This window comes from Desulfosoma profundi (assembly GCF_055387865.1).
Genome location: NZ_AP042420.1, coordinates 1,276,903 through 1,297,460, shown reverse-complemented (window position 1 = coordinate 1,297,460; position 20,558 = coordinate 1,276,903). Strand labels below are relative to the sequence as shown.

General features: G+C 56.5%; 14 protein-coding genes. 9 read left to right on the top strand and 5 right to left on the bottom strand.

What is annotated here, in order from left to right:
* Positions 1-7: 7 nt before the first annotated feature.
* Positions 8-4,213, top strand: coding sequence for an eCIS core domain-containing protein (locus ACZ5K9_RS05655; RefSeq protein WP_464273450.1), 4,206 nt, complete (start codon positions 8-10; stop codon positions 4,211-4,213).
* Positions 4,214-4,457: 244 nt separating this feature from the next.
* Here ACZ5K9_RS05655 and ACZ5K9_RS05650 read toward each other — a convergent pair whose 3' ends face one another.
* The gene (locus ACZ5K9_RS05650; protein ID WP_464273449.1) at positions 4,458-5,750 is read right to left on the bottom strand and encodes an MFS transporter; all 1,293 of its coding nucleotides are present in this window, start codon (positions 5,748-5,750) and stop codon (positions 4,458-4,460) included.
* Positions 5,751-5,989: 239 nt separating this feature from the next.
* Here ACZ5K9_RS05650 and ACZ5K9_RS05645 point away from each other — a divergent pair, with 239 nt between their 5' ends.
* The 7 genes from ACZ5K9_RS05645 (at position 5,990) to ACZ5K9_RS05615 (ending at position 13,256) form a co-directional block, all read left to right on the top strand.
* Positions 5,990-6,628: an MEDS domain-containing protein gene (locus ACZ5K9_RS05645; RefSeq protein ID WP_464273448.1), complete on the top strand. Its 639-nt coding sequence runs from the start codon at positions 5,990-5,992 to the stop codon at positions 6,626-6,628.
* 321 nt (positions 6,629-6,949) lie between these two features.
* A complete protein-coding gene (locus ACZ5K9_RS05640) occupies positions 6,950-8,152 on the top strand; it encodes a glycosyltransferase (protein ID WP_464273447.1) in 1,203 nt (400 codons plus the stop codon).
* Between the two features lie 632 nt (positions 8,153-8,784).
* A complete protein-coding gene (gene sigZ, locus ACZ5K9_RS05635) occupies positions 8,785-9,333 on the top strand; it encodes an RNA polymerase sigma factor SigZ (RefSeq protein WP_464273446.1) in 549 nt (182 codons plus the stop codon).
* A 98-nt stretch (positions 9,334-9,431) separates the two neighbouring features.
* On the top strand, positions 9,432-10,229 hold the full coding sequence (locus tag ACZ5K9_RS05630) for an arsenite methyltransferase (RefSeq protein ID WP_464273445.1): 798 nt from the start codon (positions 9,432-9,434) through the stop codon (positions 10,227-10,229).
* 177 nt (positions 10,230-10,406) lie between these two features.
* Positions 10,407-10,568, top strand: a complete 162-nt coding sequence (locus ACZ5K9_RS05625; protein ID WP_464273444.1) for a hypothetical protein — start codon at positions 10,407-10,409, stop codon at positions 10,566-10,568.
* Between the two features lie 600 nt (positions 10,569-11,168).
* A complete protein-coding gene (locus tag ACZ5K9_RS05620; RefSeq protein ID WP_464273443.1) occupies positions 11,169-11,636 on the top strand; it encodes a multiheme c-type cytochrome in 468 nt (155 codons plus the stop codon).
* 18 nt (positions 11,637-11,654) lie between these two features.
* Positions 11,655-13,256, top strand: coding sequence for a methyl-accepting chemotaxis protein (locus ACZ5K9_RS05615; protein ID WP_464273442.1), 1,602 nt, complete (start codon positions 11,655-11,657; stop codon positions 13,254-13,256).
* A gap of 790 nt (positions 13,257-14,046) precedes the next feature.
* On the opposite strand, the gene istB is transcribed toward ACZ5K9_RS05615, so the two are convergent.
* Positions 14,047-14,805 (bottom strand): IS21-like element helper ATPase IstB, encoded by a 759-nt coding sequence (gene istB / locus ACZ5K9_RS05610; RefSeq protein WP_464273441.1) that lies wholly within the window; start codon positions 14,803-14,805, stop codon positions 14,047-14,049.
* Positions 14,796-16,061: an IS21 family transposase gene (gene istA, locus ACZ5K9_RS05605; RefSeq protein WP_464273440.1), complete on the bottom strand. Its 1,266-nt coding sequence runs from the start codon at positions 16,059-16,061 to the stop codon at positions 14,796-14,798. The genes istB and istA overlap by 10 nt, the downstream gene beginning before the upstream one ends.
* Positions 16,062-16,197: 136 nt before the next feature.
* Between istA and ACZ5K9_RS05600 the strand changes: the two genes are divergently transcribed.
* The gene (locus ACZ5K9_RS05600; protein WP_464273439.1) at positions 16,198-18,015 is read left to right on the top strand and encodes an IS1634 family transposase; all 1,818 of its coding nucleotides are present in this window, start codon (positions 16,198-16,200) and stop codon (positions 18,013-18,015) included.
* A 335-nt stretch (positions 18,016-18,350) separates the two neighbouring features.
* On the opposite strand, the gene ACZ5K9_RS05595 is transcribed toward ACZ5K9_RS05600, so the two are convergent.
* Positions 18,351-19,532: an NYN domain-containing protein gene (locus tag ACZ5K9_RS05595; RefSeq protein ID WP_464273932.1), complete on the bottom strand. Its 1,182-nt coding sequence runs from the start codon at positions 19,530-19,532 to the stop codon at positions 18,351-18,353.
* A 668-nt stretch (positions 19,533-20,200) separates the two neighbouring features.
* Entirely contained in the window at positions 20,201-20,473 is a 273-nt protein-coding gene (locus ACZ5K9_RS05590; RefSeq protein WP_464273438.1) for a hypothetical protein, read from the bottom strand.
* Between the last annotated feature and the right edge of the window lie 85 nt (positions 20,474-20,558).

Genomic DNA, 20,558 nt, shown 5'->3' with positions numbered 1-20,558 from the left:
GGTCCACATGGTCACTTTGATCCACGCGAAGAAACCCAGGGGGCAAATGGGCGAGAAGGCGTCTTCATTATGCCGAAGCGCCCGCACGACTTCTCGCGACACGTCGCGCCGTAGGATCCAGCGTTCCCCGGACAACGGCCCGGAGAGTGTTTCGGCCTCATCTTCCTCTCCGCGGCTTGCATTGGGCGGATTGTCCCTTTTCACGGGATCCAGCGTCTTTTCCCGTCTAAACCTTGGTATGGAGCCTCTGGAGCTGCATTTGGATCCCGAGATCGAATGGCGAATCCAGGAGATCCTGACCACCCGATTGGATCCTTCGCTCCTGCACGGCCTGATCCAGGAAGCGGCCGCCCGCGTGGAAACAGCCCCGCATCTTCCGCCCCGGCCCATGGCCCAGGCAGCCGAACCGGCGTCCACCTCAGCCTCGACCGTCGTTACCACTCCCCCTCGTGAAGCCTCCATCGGGGATGTGGCACGGGCCTTGGCCGCTACGGAACCGGTGGCCGGAATGCTTCGACGCCTTCAGGAACAGGCCCGTGATGAAGCCTTGCATGTTTGGGGACGGGCCGCATCAGGAGAACGCGCCCTTTTGGTGAGCTCCTTTGCACTTATCGGCGGAAGCGCTCTAGCGGGCATCCTTTCCAGCCCTTCGGCCAGAAGAACCATTCTTCCGCTGCTCAACGGACGCTCTCTCCCTATTCCCGGTGTGGATTGGCTCCGCGTGGAGATCTTTACCGATGAAAACAGTGTGATGTTTGGAGTCCACCTCGATATCGGCTCCCTGCTGCCAGCGCTGTGGGGGTTTGGGCCGGCATCTCCTCGAGCTCTCGGTGGTCCGCCGTCTCCGGGACCTTTTTCGCCGGTGCAGCGAAAAGAGGAGGCGACGAGCGCCTCGGAAACACCGGTTTATGGAATCGGCGCACATCTTGAGCGATCCCGAGGCAAGGGACGGGGTCTGGATCCGGAGGTCCGAACCCGAATAGAGCGAGAGCTGGGGGCCGACCTGTCCGCCGTGAGAGTCCACGAAGACACCGCGTCCCATCTGCTTTCCCGGTCCCTGGGGGCCAGAGCCTTTACCTGGGGAACGGATATCTTTTTCCGTCACGGTGCCTACAACCCTCAAAGCTCGGAGGGCCGGAGGCTCATCGCCCATGAGGTGGTTCACACGCTGCAGCAGGAAGAAGGGCTGACATCGGTCCATTCTCAAAGGGAAAACTCGGTGATGGCCTCTCAAGAAGATTCCTTGGAAAAGCAGGCCGAACAGATCGCGCAGTCCCTCCCCCTAGACAGCCCGATGCCGTCTTACGACACAAATTTCCCGATGACATCGGTCCTCACGTGGCATTCCCGGCGCTTGAGCATGCCCGGGATTTTCAGGGATACCGGACGTAGGCGGGGAACACGGCAGGACGTGCCGAGAGTGGACGTCCAGGAGGTGCTTGGCCGAGACTTCGCTCATTTAATGTCCGTTCTTTCCACGGATCAAGTGCGGCAGATTCAAACCGTTTTGGATGCCCGACGGGAACTGGAACGACTGGGGCGGCTCCTCGAACCCCTTCGGGGCTCCATCCTTTCCGTGGACGTGAGGCGTCGCGAACGGCTTGAGGAGCGCTCCCGTCGCCAGTGGGACATTGTGCGTGCACACCAGTCTCTCTCGGTTTCTACCGACCGCGTTTTGGCCAATGATGTGCTCATGGCCGAGCGGGACGATCCATCGGAGGTGCATCTTTACAAGCAGCGCCTATACCGCCAAATGATTGCTCATCCCATGATCGTGACAATCACTGAAGGGTACCCGCCACGGCCTCTCCTTGTCTATCTCTGGGGGCCCGGCCGTTGGCGAATTCCTCACCAAAATGGCCTGGTTCGTTTCCAAGATTTGATGACCATTCAGGTTTTAAATCTGGATTACCAAAGAGTTTTGCTCCGCGGCATGACGGAAACGCTTGGGGAGATGTTGGAACTCAGGCGCGAGATGGGGGGGATGGTTTATAACCCCAGAGGTCGCGTGGTGGGAGAAATCGAAGGAAGGCTTTGGAACACCACGGTCCGGGTAGGATGGGAGATCGGCCGTCTAAGCGGCTATTACAACGACGGTCGGGGCCGCCACGAAATGCTGGGCCATTTGTTTCGCCTACGGGGCGCCCGAATCGTTCTACAAGCCCCAGACAATTGGCTGCATATCTATGAATTGGATCCTCAGGTGCACCTGAGGGACCTGACCAGCCCCCGGAACGACAGGTACGGTTACCTTATGAGGCGTGGTACCCAGGTGCAGGTCCATCAGATTCTCACGTCCGATGGCGCCTGGCTTGAAGAGACCACGGCCGGATGGCGCCATGAAAGATACTCTACAGGTCTAAACGTAGTGGAAGAATTCGCCGTAGGGGCTATCTTTGGGGATTGGTACAGGGAACCATCCACGGCCGCCACTATCGGGCAGATCCTCACTGGGTGTATCCCCATTGTGGGGCAGATCGCCGACGCTCGGGATGTAGCGGCGGGCATTCATCGCATGTGGGAAACCGGGGGGCGAGACGGCAAGCTTCAAACCGTGCTGGCCCTGGTGGGCTTTGTTCCCCTGCTGGGCGATGCCATTAAGCGGGCGGGGCGAGCTGGAGGCCGCAGAGCCGCTGCAGAGACTTTTGAAAACGCCGCCCCGGACATTCAAAACCGTTTATCCCGTGAGTTGATGAGAGATCCTGAGGGAGTAGCGCGCCACTTTCCAGGATTGTCCCGCCCTGGGATGGCGGCGCAGATGGCGGACAACGTGGACCTTTTGCAGCGTGCGCTGAGCGGAAGCGCCGGGGCCGTGCAGGAATACACGAGCCGAGTGGCGCGCCAGCTGGAAGAAATGGGTGGAAACGCGGGGGCGGTGATATACCTTCACGGAGGCGAATGGTCGAGAGTGGCCCAAGCTCTGGCACGGGGAGGAGATGAGGGCAGTCGACTCATGACCCGGATGCAGGCTTGGCGGATTCGGCAGTACGATCTCCTGGGGCAGGAAATGCACAACGCGTTTCGCGAAATGGGTTCCGGCTTTTCAGAAAGAACCCTCGGCCCACCACAGCTGCATCGCACCGGCACCGACGCCATGACGAGCGATATGGACATAAGTTTCCTGGGGCGCGACGCCACGTTCTATCGCAACTACGCCATTACCGTGATGGAACGTCGTTACGGGCCTGGGTGGCGCAGACTGATCCATGCCGACATATTCGCCGACCCAAGACGGCTTCATTTCTTTGCGGAACTTCCCGATCGAACTGCCCGGGAAGTGGAGCAGCGCATGGTTCGGGAAACGGAGCTCAACGTGCTGGCGCGGATGCTTCGGGAAGGCACGTCACCCGAGACCGTGGAACGGTATGCTCGGGAAATACACGTCCCCATGGCCAGGGTCACAGAGCGTCTGGAAGAATTGCAGCGGATCGCCTCCGATCCCACCCTGCGCCGCCGACTGGAACTCCAGATGGACGATCTCCACCGCCAGTTTGTGGGGGAAACGGACCCGGCGAGAAAAGCGGCCCTCGCCGAAGAGATGGCCCGGACCCAGTCACGCATCAATGCAGCCACGGATGGGGCGTACATCGGTCCAGGAGGGGCGGCGCGGCACGTGACGCGCCGGGACGACATCGGTGGAGTTCGGTCGGGCGCCTACACTCCCCTTTCCCCCGCCATGAACTACATGGCCTTTCTGGATGATCTGAGCATGGTTTCCCATGTGGTCACCGAAGCAGCGAGGGAAGGCTTCAGCGGGAGCACCGCAAAAAACCTGATGAAGTATTGCCAGCGGCTTCTAATGGAGGCGGGGGCCAATGGTACCGACCTCAGACGCATTCAGTTGGCCCAGGCGCTCTACGAAGAGACATGGTACCTCCTGGCGGCGGCCCGTCGGGATCCCCAAAGCACCTTTGAGCGGGCCCGTCACTTGGTTCGACGTGCCCAGGAACAACTCAGCGGAGCCCTAGATGAGTTGATTGCGGCTACCCGCGTCAACGCGGAACGTTACATGGCCTCCGCGCTACCGGGTGAGAGCAGAAGTCGCGTCCTGGAGACTGTGGAAAGATCCGCCCGAGTACTCCGTTCACAAAAGGCGAGCCTTGCTCGGGTGACGTCCATCCTGCTCCGACGCCAAGGGGTCATGCCACGGGGTGAGATCACCGGGCCGGAAACCGTGCATGCGCCGACCATGACTCGCCCTTTGGCACGCTGAGCGACCCTTTAGACCCCCCCGATGATTCCTCGGGATTAGAGTTGATCGTTGTGAAACACAGGGACGGCACCGTATGCTAGCCTGAAAAGCTTCTGTCAGAGTCCATGGCGACTTCGTTGAAAGTGGAGGAGGACAGGCTGATGTTGCCGACGTCCTGACCAACACCGCCATTGATCTTGCGCGGTCGGCCGCCGGCACCGTTGAGGACACATGGGTTGTGTGTGAGGAATGAGGGGCGCGGAGTTCAGTCTGTATATGTTTCGCGCATGAAGAAGGTGCAGGCGAGGACTACCAGGGAAGAAAAGAAGAGACAGGACAGCAGCACCGTGTAGGCTTCCAAGGGATAGCCGAAGGCTTTGGAACTGCCCGCCTTGAGGTCCAAAATCCATCCGAGGAAAGGCATGGCTACGGCGCCCCCGAGAAAAGGAAAGAGGTTGAGGGAGCCCAAGGCGGTTCCGGCGATTTCGATGGGGAAGAGCTCCTTGACGGCCGTAAAGGCGACGACCACGGTGGATGAGGAGCTTATGGAAAAAAGCAAAAAAAAGAGCATCAAGGCCCACGTGGGCAACCCCGAGGGAAAGAGCCGCAAAAGGCCCAGTTCCACGGTCATGGCGAGAGCGCAGGCCATCAGTGGTTTCTTGCGGCTTTGAAGGACGTGATCCGAAAGAAAACCTAAAGCCGGACTTCCAAAGATCATTCCCCACGCGATAAGGCTCAGCACTGATCCCGCCTGTTCTCGACTCATCCCATAGACATGCATGAGATAAGGCCCGCTCCATAGGGCCCCAAAACCGAAAAAGATGCCATAGTTTGTAAAACACCACAGGGAAAAGAGCCAAAATTGGGAGGATGCCAAGACGCGGGCTATGCCCTGCCGAAGGGTGCCGATGCTCGCAGGGTTTGGCGTTTTTTCCGGTGCAGCCGGGGTGACGAGAGGGGCCCAACCTTTGGCTTCCGGTCGGTCCCGAACCACGGCCCAGACCAAGACCGCAATGACCAGGCTGATACCCCCGATAAGCTCGAAAGAAAAGCGCCAGCCGAAGGCGGTCGTGAGACGAGCGAGGAGCCATGTGGCTGCGAGAATGCCCAGCCCACCCACAGCGTTAAGAATGCCGGAAACAAAGGCAAACTCTTTCGGCCGAAACCATTGGGACAGGATCTTCATGGTGGGGATGAAAACCACGGCAGCACCGAGGCCGACAAGAAACCGGCCGGCAAAGGCCACCCGGACATCCGGTGCCAGGCCGAATAAAAGACTCCCTGCCGCCGCCACCACGGTAAAAGCGCTCACGGCCTTGCGCGCCCCGATGGAATCAGACAAAAGCCCTGCGGGGAATTGCATGAAGGCATAGCAGTAAAAGTAGACGGACCCTAGAAATCCCAAGGTCCCGGCGGACGTGCCGAATTCCTTTGCCAGTTCCTCGGCAACCACGGAAAGGCTGAGCCGGTGGAAATACACAAAGAGATAGGCGAAGGCCAGCGTGGCAAAGATGAGCCATCGGTACCGAAGGAGCCTCTTGAGCTCTTCTCGCGCCACGAAGGACTCTCCGGAGAATCTTTGTCCATGCTTTGGTGCAAGCCCCAGCCGAGGCATTGTGAGCGTCAAGCCAATCCACAAGTCGACCCACGCATCCTAGCATAGGCACCGAAGCCGTCAAGGTCCATGGCTGTCCATTCCCACCCTCCCCGGAGCCTCTCTCTTCCGGAATAAAAAGGTGACTTCGTCTCGATTTGTGTTAGAATGCGTTACAGAGAAGCGCACTTAAGGGGGCCGCCATGAAGACGTATCGAGGAGGTCCGGACTCTCATTCGAAGCACTACTTCGGATGCTACGTTTCGGCAAAAGACCGGGAATGCATGGCAGCATCTTTTATCCGGGAGGGGCTCCTGAGCGGCGAGCACGCCTTGTGTCTTGTGCCGGATCCCCAAGGGATGGCGGTGCGGTTCCGGGATGCGTGTCTTGTGGACGGCTTTTCTCCACCGCCGACACCTCACGTGACTTTCCACCGTTCGGAGACCATTTACATTCGAGATGGTGCGTTTGACCCTGATCGTGTGCTTTCGCTTTTGGTGTCTTATGTCCAATCCGCCTTGGAACTTGGGTTCACAGGAATGCGCGTGGTCTCGGACGCCTCCTGGCTTTTGGAGCATCCCCTTGGCGCGCATCAAGTGGTGGAATATGAGCATCGGGTCAACCGAGTCGCTCAGGGGATGCCTTGTTCGCTTCTATGCCTTTACCCCGGCAAAGCCCTGCCCCGAGCCTTTCTCACGTATGTTTTTCTGGCGCACCCCTATGTCTTTAAAAGGGATGGGTGTTTTTTTAATCCGCACTATGACGACTTTGACATCCTCATGGAACGTCCATTCCAAAAGACCACTTACGAGACCCTTCTCGAAGAGCTTGAGCCTTTGTAGGCCGAGCGGGCGACCAAAAGTCCTGCCTATCCATGTTTTTTCCGTGCATGTGATTTTCCTAGGGCTTTAGTGGAACGACTTCCCTGACGCGTCTCGGGTTCGAGTTCCCGAGGAGACCTTTGACGAACCCGTGGGTTCAGACCTGGGGTGGAAGGTGATTCCATACTGGTGTTGCGTTCGGTGTGGCAAGCCGAATGCCGTCGGATCGGCTCCATGGGGTGGTTTCCCCGCGGATTCAAGGGCCATGGGCTTGTAGTGAAAGGATAAGGCGGATAGAGTCCCACGGGGCAGCAAGACTGGGTGCGATCGAAAGTTGCGGGGATGAACCATCGGAGCGTGGTGCGCACGGTGAAAGGTGTGGGGAAAGTGGGGACGTCGAGCGGCACGGTGGTGCACGTGGGAAAGTATTTCCCTCCATTTAAGGGAGGGATGGAAAACTTTCTCGCCGACCTGGTTCGGGCCCAGGCGGCGGAGGGGTCGTGGCGACCTGTGGTGTTGGCGCATGGGCGGAAGAGGCGGGATCTGCCGCCCTATGTTCGGCTCGTGCCGTTCTTCGGGGAAGTGAGCCATGCGCCGGTAAGCCCTGGGTTTCCTTGGGTTCTTAACCGCATCCTTCGCCGGGAAAAACCCGACATCCTGCACCTGCATTTGCCCAATACCAGTGCCTTATGGGTGCTGCTTTTAAAACGCGCGCGACACATTCCGTGGGTGGTCCACTGGCATGCGGACGTGGTGCCTTCCAAGCTCGACCGACGTCTAGCGGCGCTTTATCGAGCGTATCGGCCCCTGGAACAGGCCGTGCTTCGACGGTCTGCGGCCGTCATTGCTACGTCTCCGGAGTACCTGAAAGGGAGTGAACCCCTGCGTGCGCACCGCGCCAAATGCCACGTGGTGCCCTTGGGAATCGATCCCGAAAGGCTGCCGTCCCCAGAGCGGCTTCCGTTGGAGCGGGCAGAAGCACTGTGGGGGGCACGGCGGCATCTTCGCGTCCTTGCCGTAGGGCGCCTGAGCTATTACAAAGGTCACGAGGTGCTCATCAGGGCCGCCGCACGCGTTTCCGGCTGCCGGGTGATTATTGTCGGAACCGGTGAGCGTCGGCCGGCTCTGGAAAGGCTCATCGCTTCTGCGGGCTTGGCGAAGCGTGTTGCTCTGGTGGGCTCTCTTGCCGATGAGGATCTCTGGGCGCTTTTGGCTACAACCGACGTCCTGTGCCTGCCGTCCCTGGAAAAGACGGAAGCCTTTGGCGTGGTGCTTTTGGAAGCTCTACGCTACGGTGTTCCCGTTGTGGCCAGCGACATTCCCGAATCGGGGGTGGGCTGGGTGGTGCGCACCGCCGCCTGTGGTTTTCTTGTGCCGCACGGGAATGTCGAAGCCCTCGCGCGGATGCTTTCAAATCTTTCGAAAGATCCTTCTTCTCTGGAAACGGTTCGTTCACGCCTCTTGGGAGGGTTTCCCGCAGATTTTCATATTTGCCGCGTTGCCGAGCGCCTTGGGCGTATTTACGCCTCTTGCCTCACCGTATAAGGACAAGATCGTGGCGACGACGCGTGGTCTCTTTCCCGTGAGATGAAAGATGTTCCGTGATTCTGCATGGGATGAGCTTGACCGGAATCCGTGCGGTTCCCGCCGTTGGGATGTTCTGTCACGGTTTTGAATTGACGCCCAACCTCGGGCTAAGATCATGTAGCGGCAGGCTCCCGTGCCCGTTCTGAATCGGTGCGGTCCATTGGATCAGGGCCGTGCCCGGTGTCAGGGCGACCACGGGGGCGCCCCGACAATGACAGCTGTGGCATGGATGGCGCTTGGTTTAACGATAAAACTCAATCCATGGAACGGGACGGGCGGGCTGAGCCTTAGACATCCAAATCGAAGCAGTTGCTTGGTAAAAATGGGACAGGACGTTCTATAGCATAACAGAGCGTTAAATACACTATGACAGCTGCGGTAAGATAGTTTTTCTAATAACGCAGTTTCACGAATTAAGGGTTGAATAAAAGACCCCGTTGCTTGATTGCAAGAACCGTGGCTCGACTTGGACGCGGCGCATGAGTCCGAGTCCGAAAGGGTCCGACGGACAGCGGCGCCTCGGTGACCACAGCGGCGCTGCACGGAGGAAAAGCGAAAAATTCAACGTAACTTAGGTCTAGGGTGCACTGATGAAAAGATCAGAAGAAGTGTGGCAAGCATATCATTCGCTGCTCCGGTATTTTATCAAAAGAAACCTTTCCGATGATGCAGCCGCCGACGATATCCTTCACGAGGTGTTTTTGAAAATGCATTCCAGTTTGGCCACCCTCAAAGATGATACAAAGCTCCACCAGTGGATTTACCGAATGGCACGAAATGCTATCGTCGATTATTTCAGGTCGCGGAAGCCCACTGTAGAAATTCCTGGAAACCTCGCTGTAGGTGAAACGGACTCCACGGAAAATGTCTATCAAGAACTCGCGGAATGCTTGCAACCGATGGTTAAAGCGCTGCCCGATAAATATAGAGAGGCGATCATTTTGTCGGAATTCAAGGGCTTGAAACAAAAGGAAGTGGCTCGGCTCCAGGGGATTTCCATTTCGGGCGCCAAATCCAGGATCCAGAGAGGACGTGCGCTGCTGAAACAAATGCTGTACGAGTGTTGTCGGCTTCAGTTCGATCATCGTGGTCGGCTCTGTGGTTACGAACGCAAGGAGGGAGACACCGGGATGTGTTGAGCGCCGGCGACTGCGGATCGTTTGCGTCCTTTTCAGTCTTTTTTCGTCTATGGAGTGAACGACGTGGACGACCACACATGCTTGAGAGGAGGCTTTTCATGGACAAGTTAAAGAATGACGAGATCCGCAGCGCTGTTCGGAAAAATTACGCACAGATTGTTGCATCGGAAAGCGCCTCGTGTGGATGTTCCCCCTCCTGTTGTGGAACACCCAACGAGGGAAAACCGGCCGATATGGCGCTTCGCGTGGGGTATTCGACCGCGGATTTAGCCGCTGTGCCCACAGGGGCCAATTTGGGCCTGGGGTGCGGCAACCCGGTGGCCATTGCATCCCTTAAGCCTGGAGAGGTTGTGCTGGATTTAGGGAGCGGCGGGGGATTCGATTGCTTTTTGGCCGCCAAGGCCGTGGGCGATACAGGCAGGGTCATTGGTGTGGACATGACGCCGGAAATGGTTGCCAAGGCTCGTGCAACGGCCGTGAAAATGGGGTTTGGCAATGTGGAGTTCAGACTGGGTGAGATTGAACATCTGCCGGTAGCAGACAACAGCGTGGATGTGATCATTTCCAATTGCGTAATCAATCTCTCTCCCGAAAAACAAAGGGTTTTTCAGGAGGCTTTTCGCGTTTTGAAATCAGGCGGGCGGCTGGCCATTTCCGACGTTGTGGCGACGGCTGAATTGCCTGAGCACATCAAGAGTGACACGGGCATGCATTGTTCGTGTGTCAGTGGTGCATCGTCCATCCCGGAACTTGAATCCATGTTGCGGCAGGCCGGCTTTATCAACATACGTATTCATCCGAAAGATGAGAGCAAAGTTTTTATCCGTGACTGGGTTCCCGGAAGCAAGGTTGAAGAATATATCGTTTCGGCGACGATCGAAGCCCTCAAACCATAGGCCCATGGGAACCCAACCGGGTTATCGGGGCGATGCATCCCGTGCCACAGGGATTTTGCCCGCGTGATTGCGAATGATGACCGGGGGACGGCCCACCCTGTGGGTGAGCGAAAGCCCATGGGGCCGTCCCCCGGTTCTCGCCGGACATCGTCAAATCCAAATGCCTGTGGGCCTCGGATGGAAAAGACCGGAGGGCGGTTTTCGCTCTTTTGGGTGACCGACCTGCTGTGCCGTAAGCCCGCCGTCGATATGGATGAAAACATTGCCACCGAAGCGGATCTCGAGGTCCTTCCCTCTACAAGTTCGGACGATGTCCGGTGGACCCATGGCGGTTTTTAGATGTTCCAAAAGTGCCACAGCTGATGACTCAGGATAGCCCGTGCGGGACCGTTTGGACGATTCGCGAAGCGAGGGGGGCTTCCAGGGTCTTTTCGGCACGCAGAAGGGCGGCAGGACAAGCCATGGAAGAGTGTATCGAAAATCGATTCCACGAGCGTTTCAAAGAGGATCTTCAACAATTGGCCGCCCCGATCGCAAAGCAAGGCTGCATCCCAAAGGACGAACATTTTTGGGCGCATCGGACGGCGTGGAGAAATACAGCCTCTCGTGACCAGCTTTTTCAAAATTTCAGTCGAATAAAAAGACGGTTTGGCGTCAGAACTTTCATGAAGCCTCAAGAATAAACAAAGTCTTTTGAACCGATTATCCGGCCGCCGACCTGCCCGCACCGGTGAATTCGCACTCACGCTGATCGCTGAAACTCCGTCCGGAATTTCGGCCACATGGGCTGTATCCTTTCCCTGGTCTCAGACCTCACGAGAAACCGTGACAAATTTATTCAACTCTCAGGGGCGATCTGCCGATAACACAATGTGTATTAGGGAGTTTGCGCCATTCCGACGATGTTTTGCGCGCAGTTGACACGTAGAGGGAGGAGCCATGCATAAGCGATGCGTCGTTACAGTCGCAATGCTTTCGGTCATGATTTGGAGCGGCCTTGCTCCTCGAGCTCAAGGCGATTCAAAGCACTACGTGGGGATTGAAACATGTGCCCAATGTCATGAGCAGGAATACCAACGATTTACCGCCCATTCAAAGAAGCATCACTCCTTCAGGAGCATCGAAAAACTTCAAGACGGCTTGACTGCTGCGGAGATTCAAAAGTGTTACGGCTGCCACACCACCGGTTTTTGGCAACCCGGCGGTTTTGTCGATCCTTTGACCACGCCGGCGATGAAAGACTTGGGGTGTGAATCCTGCCATGGACCGGGTTCGCTCCACGCGACAACCGAAGATCCCTCACACATACGGAAAAATGTGACCGTGGAAGACTGCCAGCAGTGCCACAACGCAGAACGGGTCCGAGCCTTCAACTTCAAACCGCTGACTCATGGCGGGGCGCATTAGAGAGCCAGGGAGGGGGGCATGGGTCGTTTTCACCACCGCCTTTTCAGTCTTCAGGGCAAAGTCTTGGTTATTGTCACCGCCACGGTGTTGGTCGTGTTTGTTGGCATAGGGTGGACAAGCTGGTGGACACAAAGGCAGAAGCTCCTTCAGCAGGGTCTGGAAACGGGACGCCTTCTCGCCGACTCGGTTTATGCGTCCATCAAACACCCAATGGCCACGGGGGCCGAGGCCGCCTTGGAGCAGCAACTGGTGGACATTGGAAATAAATTCTCGAATCTTGAGATTTATATCTATGATTTTGCCGGGAAAGTCACCTACGCCAACCGCGAACAATTGTTGCGAAAGGATCTTCGTTCCCTTGATATTTCCTCGGGCGTTATGAAACACATCGAGGATGCGCTCTCCGAAAAAGCTGTGGAGCAGAAGGTGGCTTTGGAAGACGTCTCTACACGACCGAGAATCACCGTCATTACCCCCATTCTCAACGAACCCTCTTGCTATCACTGCCATGGATCATCTCGTAAAGTGCTCGGTGGTCTGCTGGTCCGGCAGGATGCTTCGGCGCTTTTCGCCTACTTAAAGAACGTCCGCATATTCACCGCCGCGGGGAGCCTGCTTGGAACCATCGTGCTGGCCGGGGCACTGGTGCTTATTCTTTCACGTTTTGTGACCCGGCCACTGGAACGTATTGTGGCCGGTATCCGACGTTTGGCCGAGGGGGATCTGACCGTGGAGCTTGCCCACCAAAGCCGTGACGAGTTGGGTGAGCTGACCACCTCTGTGAATTATCTGTCCGAGAGTTTGCGTGGGACCATTGACCAAGCCCGAGAAACCGCCCTTCGTGTGAGCGAGGGCAGCAGTCAGCAGGCGGCCTCCATCGAGGAGACGTCCGCATCCTTGGAGGAGATCAGCTCCATAATTCGTCAGGGTGCGGAAAAATATGCCGAAGCTGACACGATGATGCGCGACAACGAAGGGAAACTGCTTGAAGCCGACAGAGTTATGAAAGCCTGCATAAGTTCGCTCGACGAAATCGTCACCACTACAGAAACCATGGCCAAGATTATTAAGGACATCGAGGAGATTGCCTTCCGAACAAACCTCTTGGCCCTCAATGCGGCGGTGGAGGCGGCTCGAGCCGGAGAGGCAGGGCAAGGGTTCGCCGTGGTCGCCGACGAAGTACGCAGCCTGGCCCGCCGCACAGCGGAAGCAGCGAAATCCACCGGCGATCTGATTCGCACCGCGCAGCTGAAGACCCAGGAAGGTCGCACCTTGGTTCAGAAAACAAGCGCAGCGTACGAAAAAGTCGCCATCCAAAACAAGAAGATAAGCCAGCTCATCAAGGATGTGGCTTCCAGCAGCCGGGAACAGTCTTTGGGGGTGGAGCAAATCAGCCGAGCCGTGCATGAACTGGATCAGGTGATTCGAGGCTTCACGGCCGTCAAGGATCAGCTCACCCGGGTCATAGGTTTTTTCAAGACCAACGGCCGTGAGGATCCGCCAAGGACAATGTCCCCGGTACTACAGGAACGGCGTCCTGAGGTTCCCATCGTGGCAAAATTTGAAAACAGGAGGACAGGACGCAGCTTGGAACACCAAGAAGAGGGCGAGTCAAAATAGTTTGTTTTTTTGCATACGTCCGCGTTTCGGCCGCTGTGCCAGAGTCTTCGGTGGCAGTCGGTCGGTGGAGAGGATCTCGAGGCGAACAATCGTGGGCCGATGAGACGTTGGGACACGAATGCCGGTGTCGGGGGCTTTTCTACGCTGGGGAGGGGCCGATAGAGGTCTTTGCCGTTCCCGCTATTGGACCCCTGGCTTCGGAGGATAACCTCATCCTCATCCGCCCATGATTTTATTGAACACCCTCCGGAAGCCCCCATCGACCGGATAGGGTAGTTCCGCTGTGGCTTTCCTGCCCGGTGCGTCCAATGCCGGGGGCTTTCCAAGGAGCGGCGCCAAGCCGCTCCTCTCTTCAGACGGCAACGGTGATTATTCCCGGATGCGTCTTGTCAATTGTCGCCCGTAAAGGGGCCACCGATTGTCGGCCAAACTGGTCCACTTTATAAAGTGGCGCTAGGGCGATTCCTCGTCGTTTAGAAAGTGACGATCGAGTCCATCTACTTGATGGAACCACCTTAGAATGGGGATTTTGACGGGCTCCACAATGGACGCCCGCAGCTCACTGACATCGGTTCCGATCGTCCCCTAAAGGGTGACAAACTTTCTACCCCTGAACTCTTCTTGCCTCCTTTCCGGGGTTGTTCAGAGTGGCCGCGCTTCCAATACGCCTCAAAAGTATCCGCGAACACCCTGGCGTGAGCCGCGCAGGGCCGGCGAGAATGGGCCAACCGGTAGCTCGTCGGAGGCGGCCCGGAGCGGCGGTTCCACAGCATAAAAACCATACTTGGTTTCATGACTCCACCTCCTTGGCCCAGAGGCGGGGCTCTTTCGCTCGGTAACTTGATCCGGTAATGATCAGCATCGAAGCCCCATGGGTCAGTCGGTCCAGGGCCGCCGAAGCGAGCAGCGGGTTGCCAAAAAGATCCGGCCGTTCCTGAGGTGCTCGATTGCTGGTCACTACGATGCTTCCCTTTTCGTAACGCTCATTGATGACATCATAGAGGTCCTCCGGAGCCGGCGGGTGCAGCGCCTTGAGGCCGAAGTCATCGAGGACCAGCACGTCCGGGCGAAGGTACGTCTGAAGGCGGCGCTCCAAGGTGTTGGTTGCGCGGCCGGCGTTGAGATGCTCAAGCATCCGGTAGGTATTGACAAACAGCGCCGCACAGCCTTGCCGACAGGCCTCATGGGTGAGGGCTTGGGCCAAGTGGCTCTTGCCCACCCCGGCCGGTCCGCAAATAAGAACATTCCTTTTTTGACGGATAAAGTTGCACGTGGCCAGATCCAGAACCTGTTGGCGATTGATCCCCGGGTTGAAGGAAAAGTCAAATCCTTCCAAGTTCTTGGTCGTATTGATGGCGGCTCTGCGGATACGGAGGGCGAGCTGTTTTTGAGACCGCCGTTCCACCTCGTCTTGGAGCAACCTCGAGAGAAACTCCACGGAGCTCCATTTGCCGTCGATAGCTTGCTGGTTTCGGGACTCGAGGGTGTCGAGAATTCCAGACAGGCGCAAGCGTTTCAAAAAGGAAGTCAGCTGATGAGTCATTGCCATGAGACACCTCCCACGAGCGCGCCGAACAGCTCGTTTGCCGAGCGCACGAAAATCTCCGCGGGGGGTGCCGCTTTCCTGACCGGGGCAGGTTCCGCTTCCAAGCCCTTTTTCAAAATGAGTTTGATCGTTTTATAGGACGTATCACCGAAACGGATCGCACGAGAGCAAGCCGCTTCCAGGCGCTCAGCCCCAACCTGTTTACCAAATCGCAACAGGCGGGCCGCGGTATGGAGCCGGTCCTCGGGCCGGTGCTCCAGGTAACTTGCTACCACCTTATGGGTGCACGTGCCGATGGCCTTGGCCTCTTCCAGGCAACCCGCACGCGTCACGGTGAGCCCCGGCACTTTGTGCGGTGGCAGATGGTCCACATTGGTGACGCGCTCTCCCGCCTTGCGGGCGCGACAATGGGTGGTGATCAGTTGGTGATCGGCGCTATAAACCTCGACCTTGTCAAGGCAACCACGCACCCACACGGATTGTCCAACCAACCGAAAGGGCACGGAATAATAGGCTCTATCGAAATGCACATAGCAGTCACGGCCCACTTTGAGCTCTTTCCAGACCGCCACATCGTACCGACTGCGGGGAAGTGGGCCGAGACACTTTTTCTCCACCTCAAAGCGTTCCAAGGGCACCTCTTTCGTGGTCCCGTGCTTTCGTCGCCCTGCGGTAGTGTTGCACCAGGCAAGCACATCCTCGTTGGCCTTTTGTAACGTTGTCGGCTCACGCCCCCCGAGGAAATTGCGTTTGACGTAGTGAACCCCGCCCTGTTCCACTTTTCCTTTGTGTCTCGGAGTCCTGGGCCGGCACGGAGCAATGAGAAAATCATAGTGCAACGCACACTCGCGGCAACTCTCCTGGGCCAGCGGCTTGTGCCAACAAGCGTGCACAATGGCCGCTTTGAGATTGTCCGGCACGATGCGCCTGGGTACACCTTCGAAAAACTCCAATGCATGGCGATGGAGATTCAACCAGGTCTCGATTTTCTGATCATGCACGAACTCCACATATTGGTGCCGGCTCCAGCACAGGCTCATGACAAAGACCCAGCTTTTGCGCCACTTGTCCAATTCCGGATCGAACATCATCCCGGCATAGCCGAAGTCCACCTGGGCCTCTTCGCCCGGGGTCGTCTCCACTCGCACCATCGCATCCGGCTCATGGGGCTCCAGGGACCGAACAAACCAATAAACCGAGGAAGGGCTCCCCTGGTATCCCCGTTCCCTTAGCCCAAGTTTGCCATTTTTGAGGGCCATTTTTCAGAAACCGCTCAGATGAGCGGCACTAAGTTCTTGAAAAGAGGTTCCGCAAAGACGGAAAAATCCACTGTAGTGGCAGAATATGGAAAGACATATTGACTCCCCAGTTGATATCTGCCAACCTGCTGCCACTATGTTTATCCGAAGAGCGCGAAAAAAAGACCCCCAAACGGGCAAAACCTACTTCTACCACCAGCTGGTCGAGTCCTACAGGACTCCCAGTGGGCCCAGGCAGAGGACCCTCCTCAACCTGGGCAGACTGGATCTGGACCCCAAGGAGCTCAAACGCCTGGCAAATCGTATCGAAGCCCAGATGAAGGGCCAGTCTGGCATTGCTCAACCCAAACACATCGAAGAACCGGCCCTCCATTTTGTCTCGCTTTTGCGTAAGAAGCGAATCCAAGCCGCTCAGGCCGAACCGGAAAAGCAGGGGGATAAATGGCAGCCAGTCGATATCGATTCCGTCCGGACGAGCGATGTGCGCACCGTCGGAGCCGAGGCCGTCGGGGTTTGGGCCTATGATCGGTTGCAGATCACCAAGGTTCTAAAGGAGTGCGGCTTCACCCAGGCCGACATTGACCGGGCCAAGGTGTTGATTCTTGGAAAGCTGATCCATCCCGCAAGCGAACGAGAGACCCACGCGTGGTTTCACCAAAGGAGCGCTCTTGATGAGGTGATGGGCATCAACGCAAAAGACGTTTCTCTGACCAGCCTGTATCGCACCTGCGATCGATTGCTGTCCCGCAAAGAAGACATTGAGGCCTCTCTTGTGAACCGGGAAAGGAGCCTTTTCGGACTGGGCGAAAAGCTGATTGTCTATGATCTGACCAACACCTACTTTGAAGGAAATCCCAACGCACAAGAGGCTCAGCGGGGCGCTTCCAAGGAAAAGCGAACGGACCGGCCCCTTGTGACCTTGGGACTGGTGCTGGACGAGGAGGGCTTCCCCAAGACCAGCAAGGTCTTTGCCGGAAATGTCTCAGAACCGGCGACTCTGGAAGCCGTTGTGGAGGAGATGCTGCTCCATCGCCCACGGCAACTCAATTTACACAGCCCGAGACCCACGGTGGTCATTGATGCGGGTATCGCCACGGAGGCGAACCTGGAGATTCTTCGCGCCAAAGGCCTGGATTACATCTGCGTGGACCGACGACGGGTTGAAGATCTTCCGGAGGGCGATCCACACGTTGTCCATGAAGATCCTTCGGGAATCGTCAGGGCGCTGCGAAGTGCAGACTCTCGTGAGGTCTTCTTGTTTTGTGAAAGCGAGGGTCGAAAAAACAAAGAAGAATCCATCAAGAACCGATTTCAAGTGCGCTTTGACCAGGATCTTCAAAGAATGGCCGATTCTCTCCAAAAAAAAGGCGGCATCAAAAAGTACGAAAGGGTTCTGGAGCGCATCGGTCGTCTCAAGGAAAACTACCGGATGGTGGCCCGATTTTACGAGATTCGGGTGGAACAAAAAGATGGTCAGGCGGTCAAGATCTCATGGAATCTCAAGGATAAGGAGGGCCTGGAAAAGAGGTTTGCCGGGCGCTATCGCCTACGGTCTTCCCGAACGGATCTTTCGGACAAGGAACTTTGGAATCTCTACAACATGCTGACCCAGGTGGAAGCCTCCTTTCGGAGCCTTAAAAATGATCTTTCCCTACGGCCGGTCTTCCACAGCCTATCGCGCCGCATTCACGGACACCTCTTTGTGGCCGTGCTTGCTTACCATTTGCTGTGCGTGATCCAGCGAGCCCTCCATGCCGCTGGAATCCGCCACCGCTGGTCCACCCTGCGAACCCCACTGAGCGGACAGGTGCGGGTGACCACCACCATGATCAACGACAAGGGACAAATGATCCACATCCGAAATACTTCTGAGCCGGAGCCGATCCATGTGGAAATTTACAATGCCCTCGGACTTCCCCGCAGCCCCTTGAAAAGGGTCCTGAGCATTGATTGAAAATTTGTAGTGAAGAACGAAAAGCCACATTCTAAGAATAACAATAACTTACGCAAAAAAGTGACAAACTTGGGATAGGGGGAATACGACCCCCTGCCAGCAAACTCAGCGCATCAGCCGGGGAGAGCTCTTGGCGTGAAAACATACAATTGAGGTACTCATCACACCATCCGTTGCGAGTTGAATCCACGTACTGCACGAGGAGGTTGCCGACCGCTTCGACCTGGTTTGACTACCATTTTTTGTAGTGATTGTGCCTTTCTACTGGCGAATTCAGAGCGGCGGCAAACTGTAAGCCAAGGACCTTGCGCTTGTTGAGAGACCTCCGTAAGATTTCAACAAATTTGTGGAATAATCTCCTGGAGAACCTCTTCCCGAATTTCGCCCAGCATTGAGTTCAACTTTTCAACCGCCGCTTTACGCATCTTGTTCAAGATCTTAGCAGTGGAGCAATTTTCTGCGAGGAGTGTCAACCGCTGCTCAGAGAGAGAAACTCCTTCTGGGTCGCGCAGGAACACGTTCGCCGATACCAGGCTCAACAAGGCATGTTTAACCGCCTCAGAGGAAACTTCGCCGCCTAGACCTGCGACAGTAGCTTCAATGGCCGAGCCGATATCAATCTGGTGCACCGGATGCTGGACCAGCCAAGATACCACCGCGTAGAAATTACTCGCCGAGGGTAGGCGAAAGATTGGGCTTCCCGTGGCTAGGGCGCTCCGATAGGTCTCCGGGGTGTGCACCTCGCGACTGTCGATATCCGGCAAAATTTCCGTCCCTTTTTGCACCGCATCGCGGAGAGCAAGTACGGGTTGCGAATTCAAGGGACGGGCTATGCAGAACTCGGTTCCTTTGGAGACATACTGCATGTACTCGATGAATTTGGAGAATCCGAAGCGAATGGGTTGAAAACCAGGAACTGCGTATTTGATCGCTTCTTGAACGACCGAAAGGTAAATACCGTTTTGCATCAAGTTTGCCTTGGATGTAGTGTCATGGGCATACCATTCCAGGATCTCGCGCGTTTTAGCCACAATCCCATCCGGTGTTAATGTCTTCAATGGCAGGATCCGCTGAGCCAGCCGCACATTGCGGGGGTCGTAGACCTCGGCTGGTGAAGAAACGCCAGCAGATGCAGAGACCGCTGCCCGTTGCGGACGCTCTTCATCCCCTTCTTCTGGGTCATTGATCAGGACGAAGGCATCACACACTGCCTGAAATGTCTTGTTTGTAGCCGTGCGATAGGCACAACCCACCACCACCTTACCATACTCATGCAATTTCTTTGCCAAGGCTGCAAACCCACCATCACCGGAAACAATGACAAAGACCTCTAGGGAAGGACGCACATGGGCCAGATCGATGGCATCAATCGCCAGTTGGATGTCAGCCGCATTTTTCTTCTGATCCAAAGAGAAGCCGAAAACTTGGATCGGATCGATCCCTAACTCGTTGATTTCACTACGCATGATCGCTAGCCGGCGATCACTCCAATTGGCATAAGCCCGTTGCAAGGCAATCTGCCCAATTTTCCGGTCTGTCGTACACTCTCCAAAATGTCCTTCAGAGACAGGTTTGCCGCCATCTGCTGGCTGAAACTATATCCTTTGAGAAGATTCTCAACGTCGTAAAAAACGGCTGTATTAAACCCAGTGTTGTTCTTCATATTCCTCCTCGCGCTCTGAGGATGCGGATTACAGGGGCTGGTGCAACCAGCATGATTTCAAAAAATACCTTAATGTGGTTCTCAGGTCCTAAATACGTAAGGTGTCGTTGGGCGAGCTGATTTTCGGGCATGGCAGGCCTTGTCGGAAGATCGAGTCACCGGCGGTGAAAAAGAGGTCATAGGGGTGCCGTTTCAGCTTTTGTCGAACACGCTTCGCCCTTCGTTCAACCGTGAACAGAGATCGCTCCGGGCATGTCACATGACTGTCCTTTATCCGTGCCTGGACAAAACTTAAGGCAGACGCTGCGAAATGCCTGAAAGGCTGGCCGAGGCTGGCCGAACCGCGGCTCCCGTCGACGGTCACTTCTGATCACATGTGCCGCCAGATGAATGAGTACTTCGGTAACGGTTCTCATACAACGCTGCTTGACCAAATGCCGTCCCAACAATATGGAGGCAAAAGCCTTTCTCGCCCCAGGATGCGCAGGATGTTGTCAGCCCATCCGCCAAGGGTCCACACTATCACATTGGCGGCCGACTTTCCAGACGGGGCCATTGCTCCAAGTCCGGACAGGAGCAGATCTCGACGAGATACTGACCGCTTCGACCCCGCTTATCATCTAAGCAGATCATGTGATCCTCATCCATGGAAAGCGACGTCCCCCTGCCCTCCGGATAGACATCGGGCTGGATCAGCGTGTGCCCCCTCGCATTATGTATCCTCTCGGTGACCAGGATCAACTGCCGAAGCTTATGGGTCTCCCCTTGATCCCGGCAAGCCACCCAGGTGTTCATTACCGCCTCTCTCTTATTAGGCCGGTCCCCAGCGAGGGCGCTTAGGACGGCAATAGCTTCAAGGCAGCACCTCAGGCTGATTTTC

Coding starts and splice junctions, on each gene's coding strand:
- ACZ5K9_RS05655 (WP_464273450.1), top strand. CDS start 8: ATGGTCACTTTGATCCACGCGAAGAAACCCAGGGGGCAAATGGGCGAG.
- ACZ5K9_RS05645 (WP_464273448.1), top strand. CDS start 5,990: ATGAAGACGTATCGAGGAGGTCCGGACTCTCATTCGAAGCACTACTTC.
- ACZ5K9_RS05640 (WP_464273447.1), top strand. CDS start 6,950: ATGAACCATCGGAGCGTGGTGCGCACGGTGAAAGGTGTGGGGAAAGTG.
- sigZ (WP_464273446.1), top strand. CDS start 8,785: ATGAAAAGATCAGAAGAAGTGTGGCAAGCATATCATTCGCTGCTCCGG.
- ACZ5K9_RS05630 (WP_464273445.1), top strand. CDS start 9,432: ATGGACAAGTTAAAGAATGACGAGATCCGCAGCGCTGTTCGGAAAAAT.
- ACZ5K9_RS05625 (WP_464273444.1), top strand. CDS start 10,407: ATGGAAAAGACCGGAGGGCGGTTTTCGCTCTTTTGGGTGACCGACCTG.
- ACZ5K9_RS05620 (WP_464273443.1), top strand. CDS start 11,169: ATGCATAAGCGATGCGTCGTTACAGTCGCAATGCTTTCGGTCATGATT.
- ACZ5K9_RS05615 (WP_464273442.1), top strand. CDS start 11,655: ATGGGTCGTTTTCACCACCGCCTTTTCAGTCTTCAGGGCAAAGTCTTG.
- istB (WP_464273441.1), bottom strand. CDS start 14,805: ATGGCAATGACTCATCAGCTGACTTCCTTTTTGAAACGCTTGCGCCTG.
- istA (WP_464273440.1), bottom strand. CDS start 16,061: ATGGCCCTCAAAAATGGCAAACTTGGGCTAAGGGAACGGGGATACCAG.
- ACZ5K9_RS05600 (WP_464273439.1), top strand. CDS start 16,198: ATGTTTATCCGAAGAGCGCGAAAAAAAGACCCCCAAACGGGCAAAACC.
- ACZ5K9_RS05590 (WP_464273438.1), bottom strand. CDS start 20,473: ATGAACACCTGGGTGGCTTGCCGGGATCAAGGGGAGACCCATAAGCTT.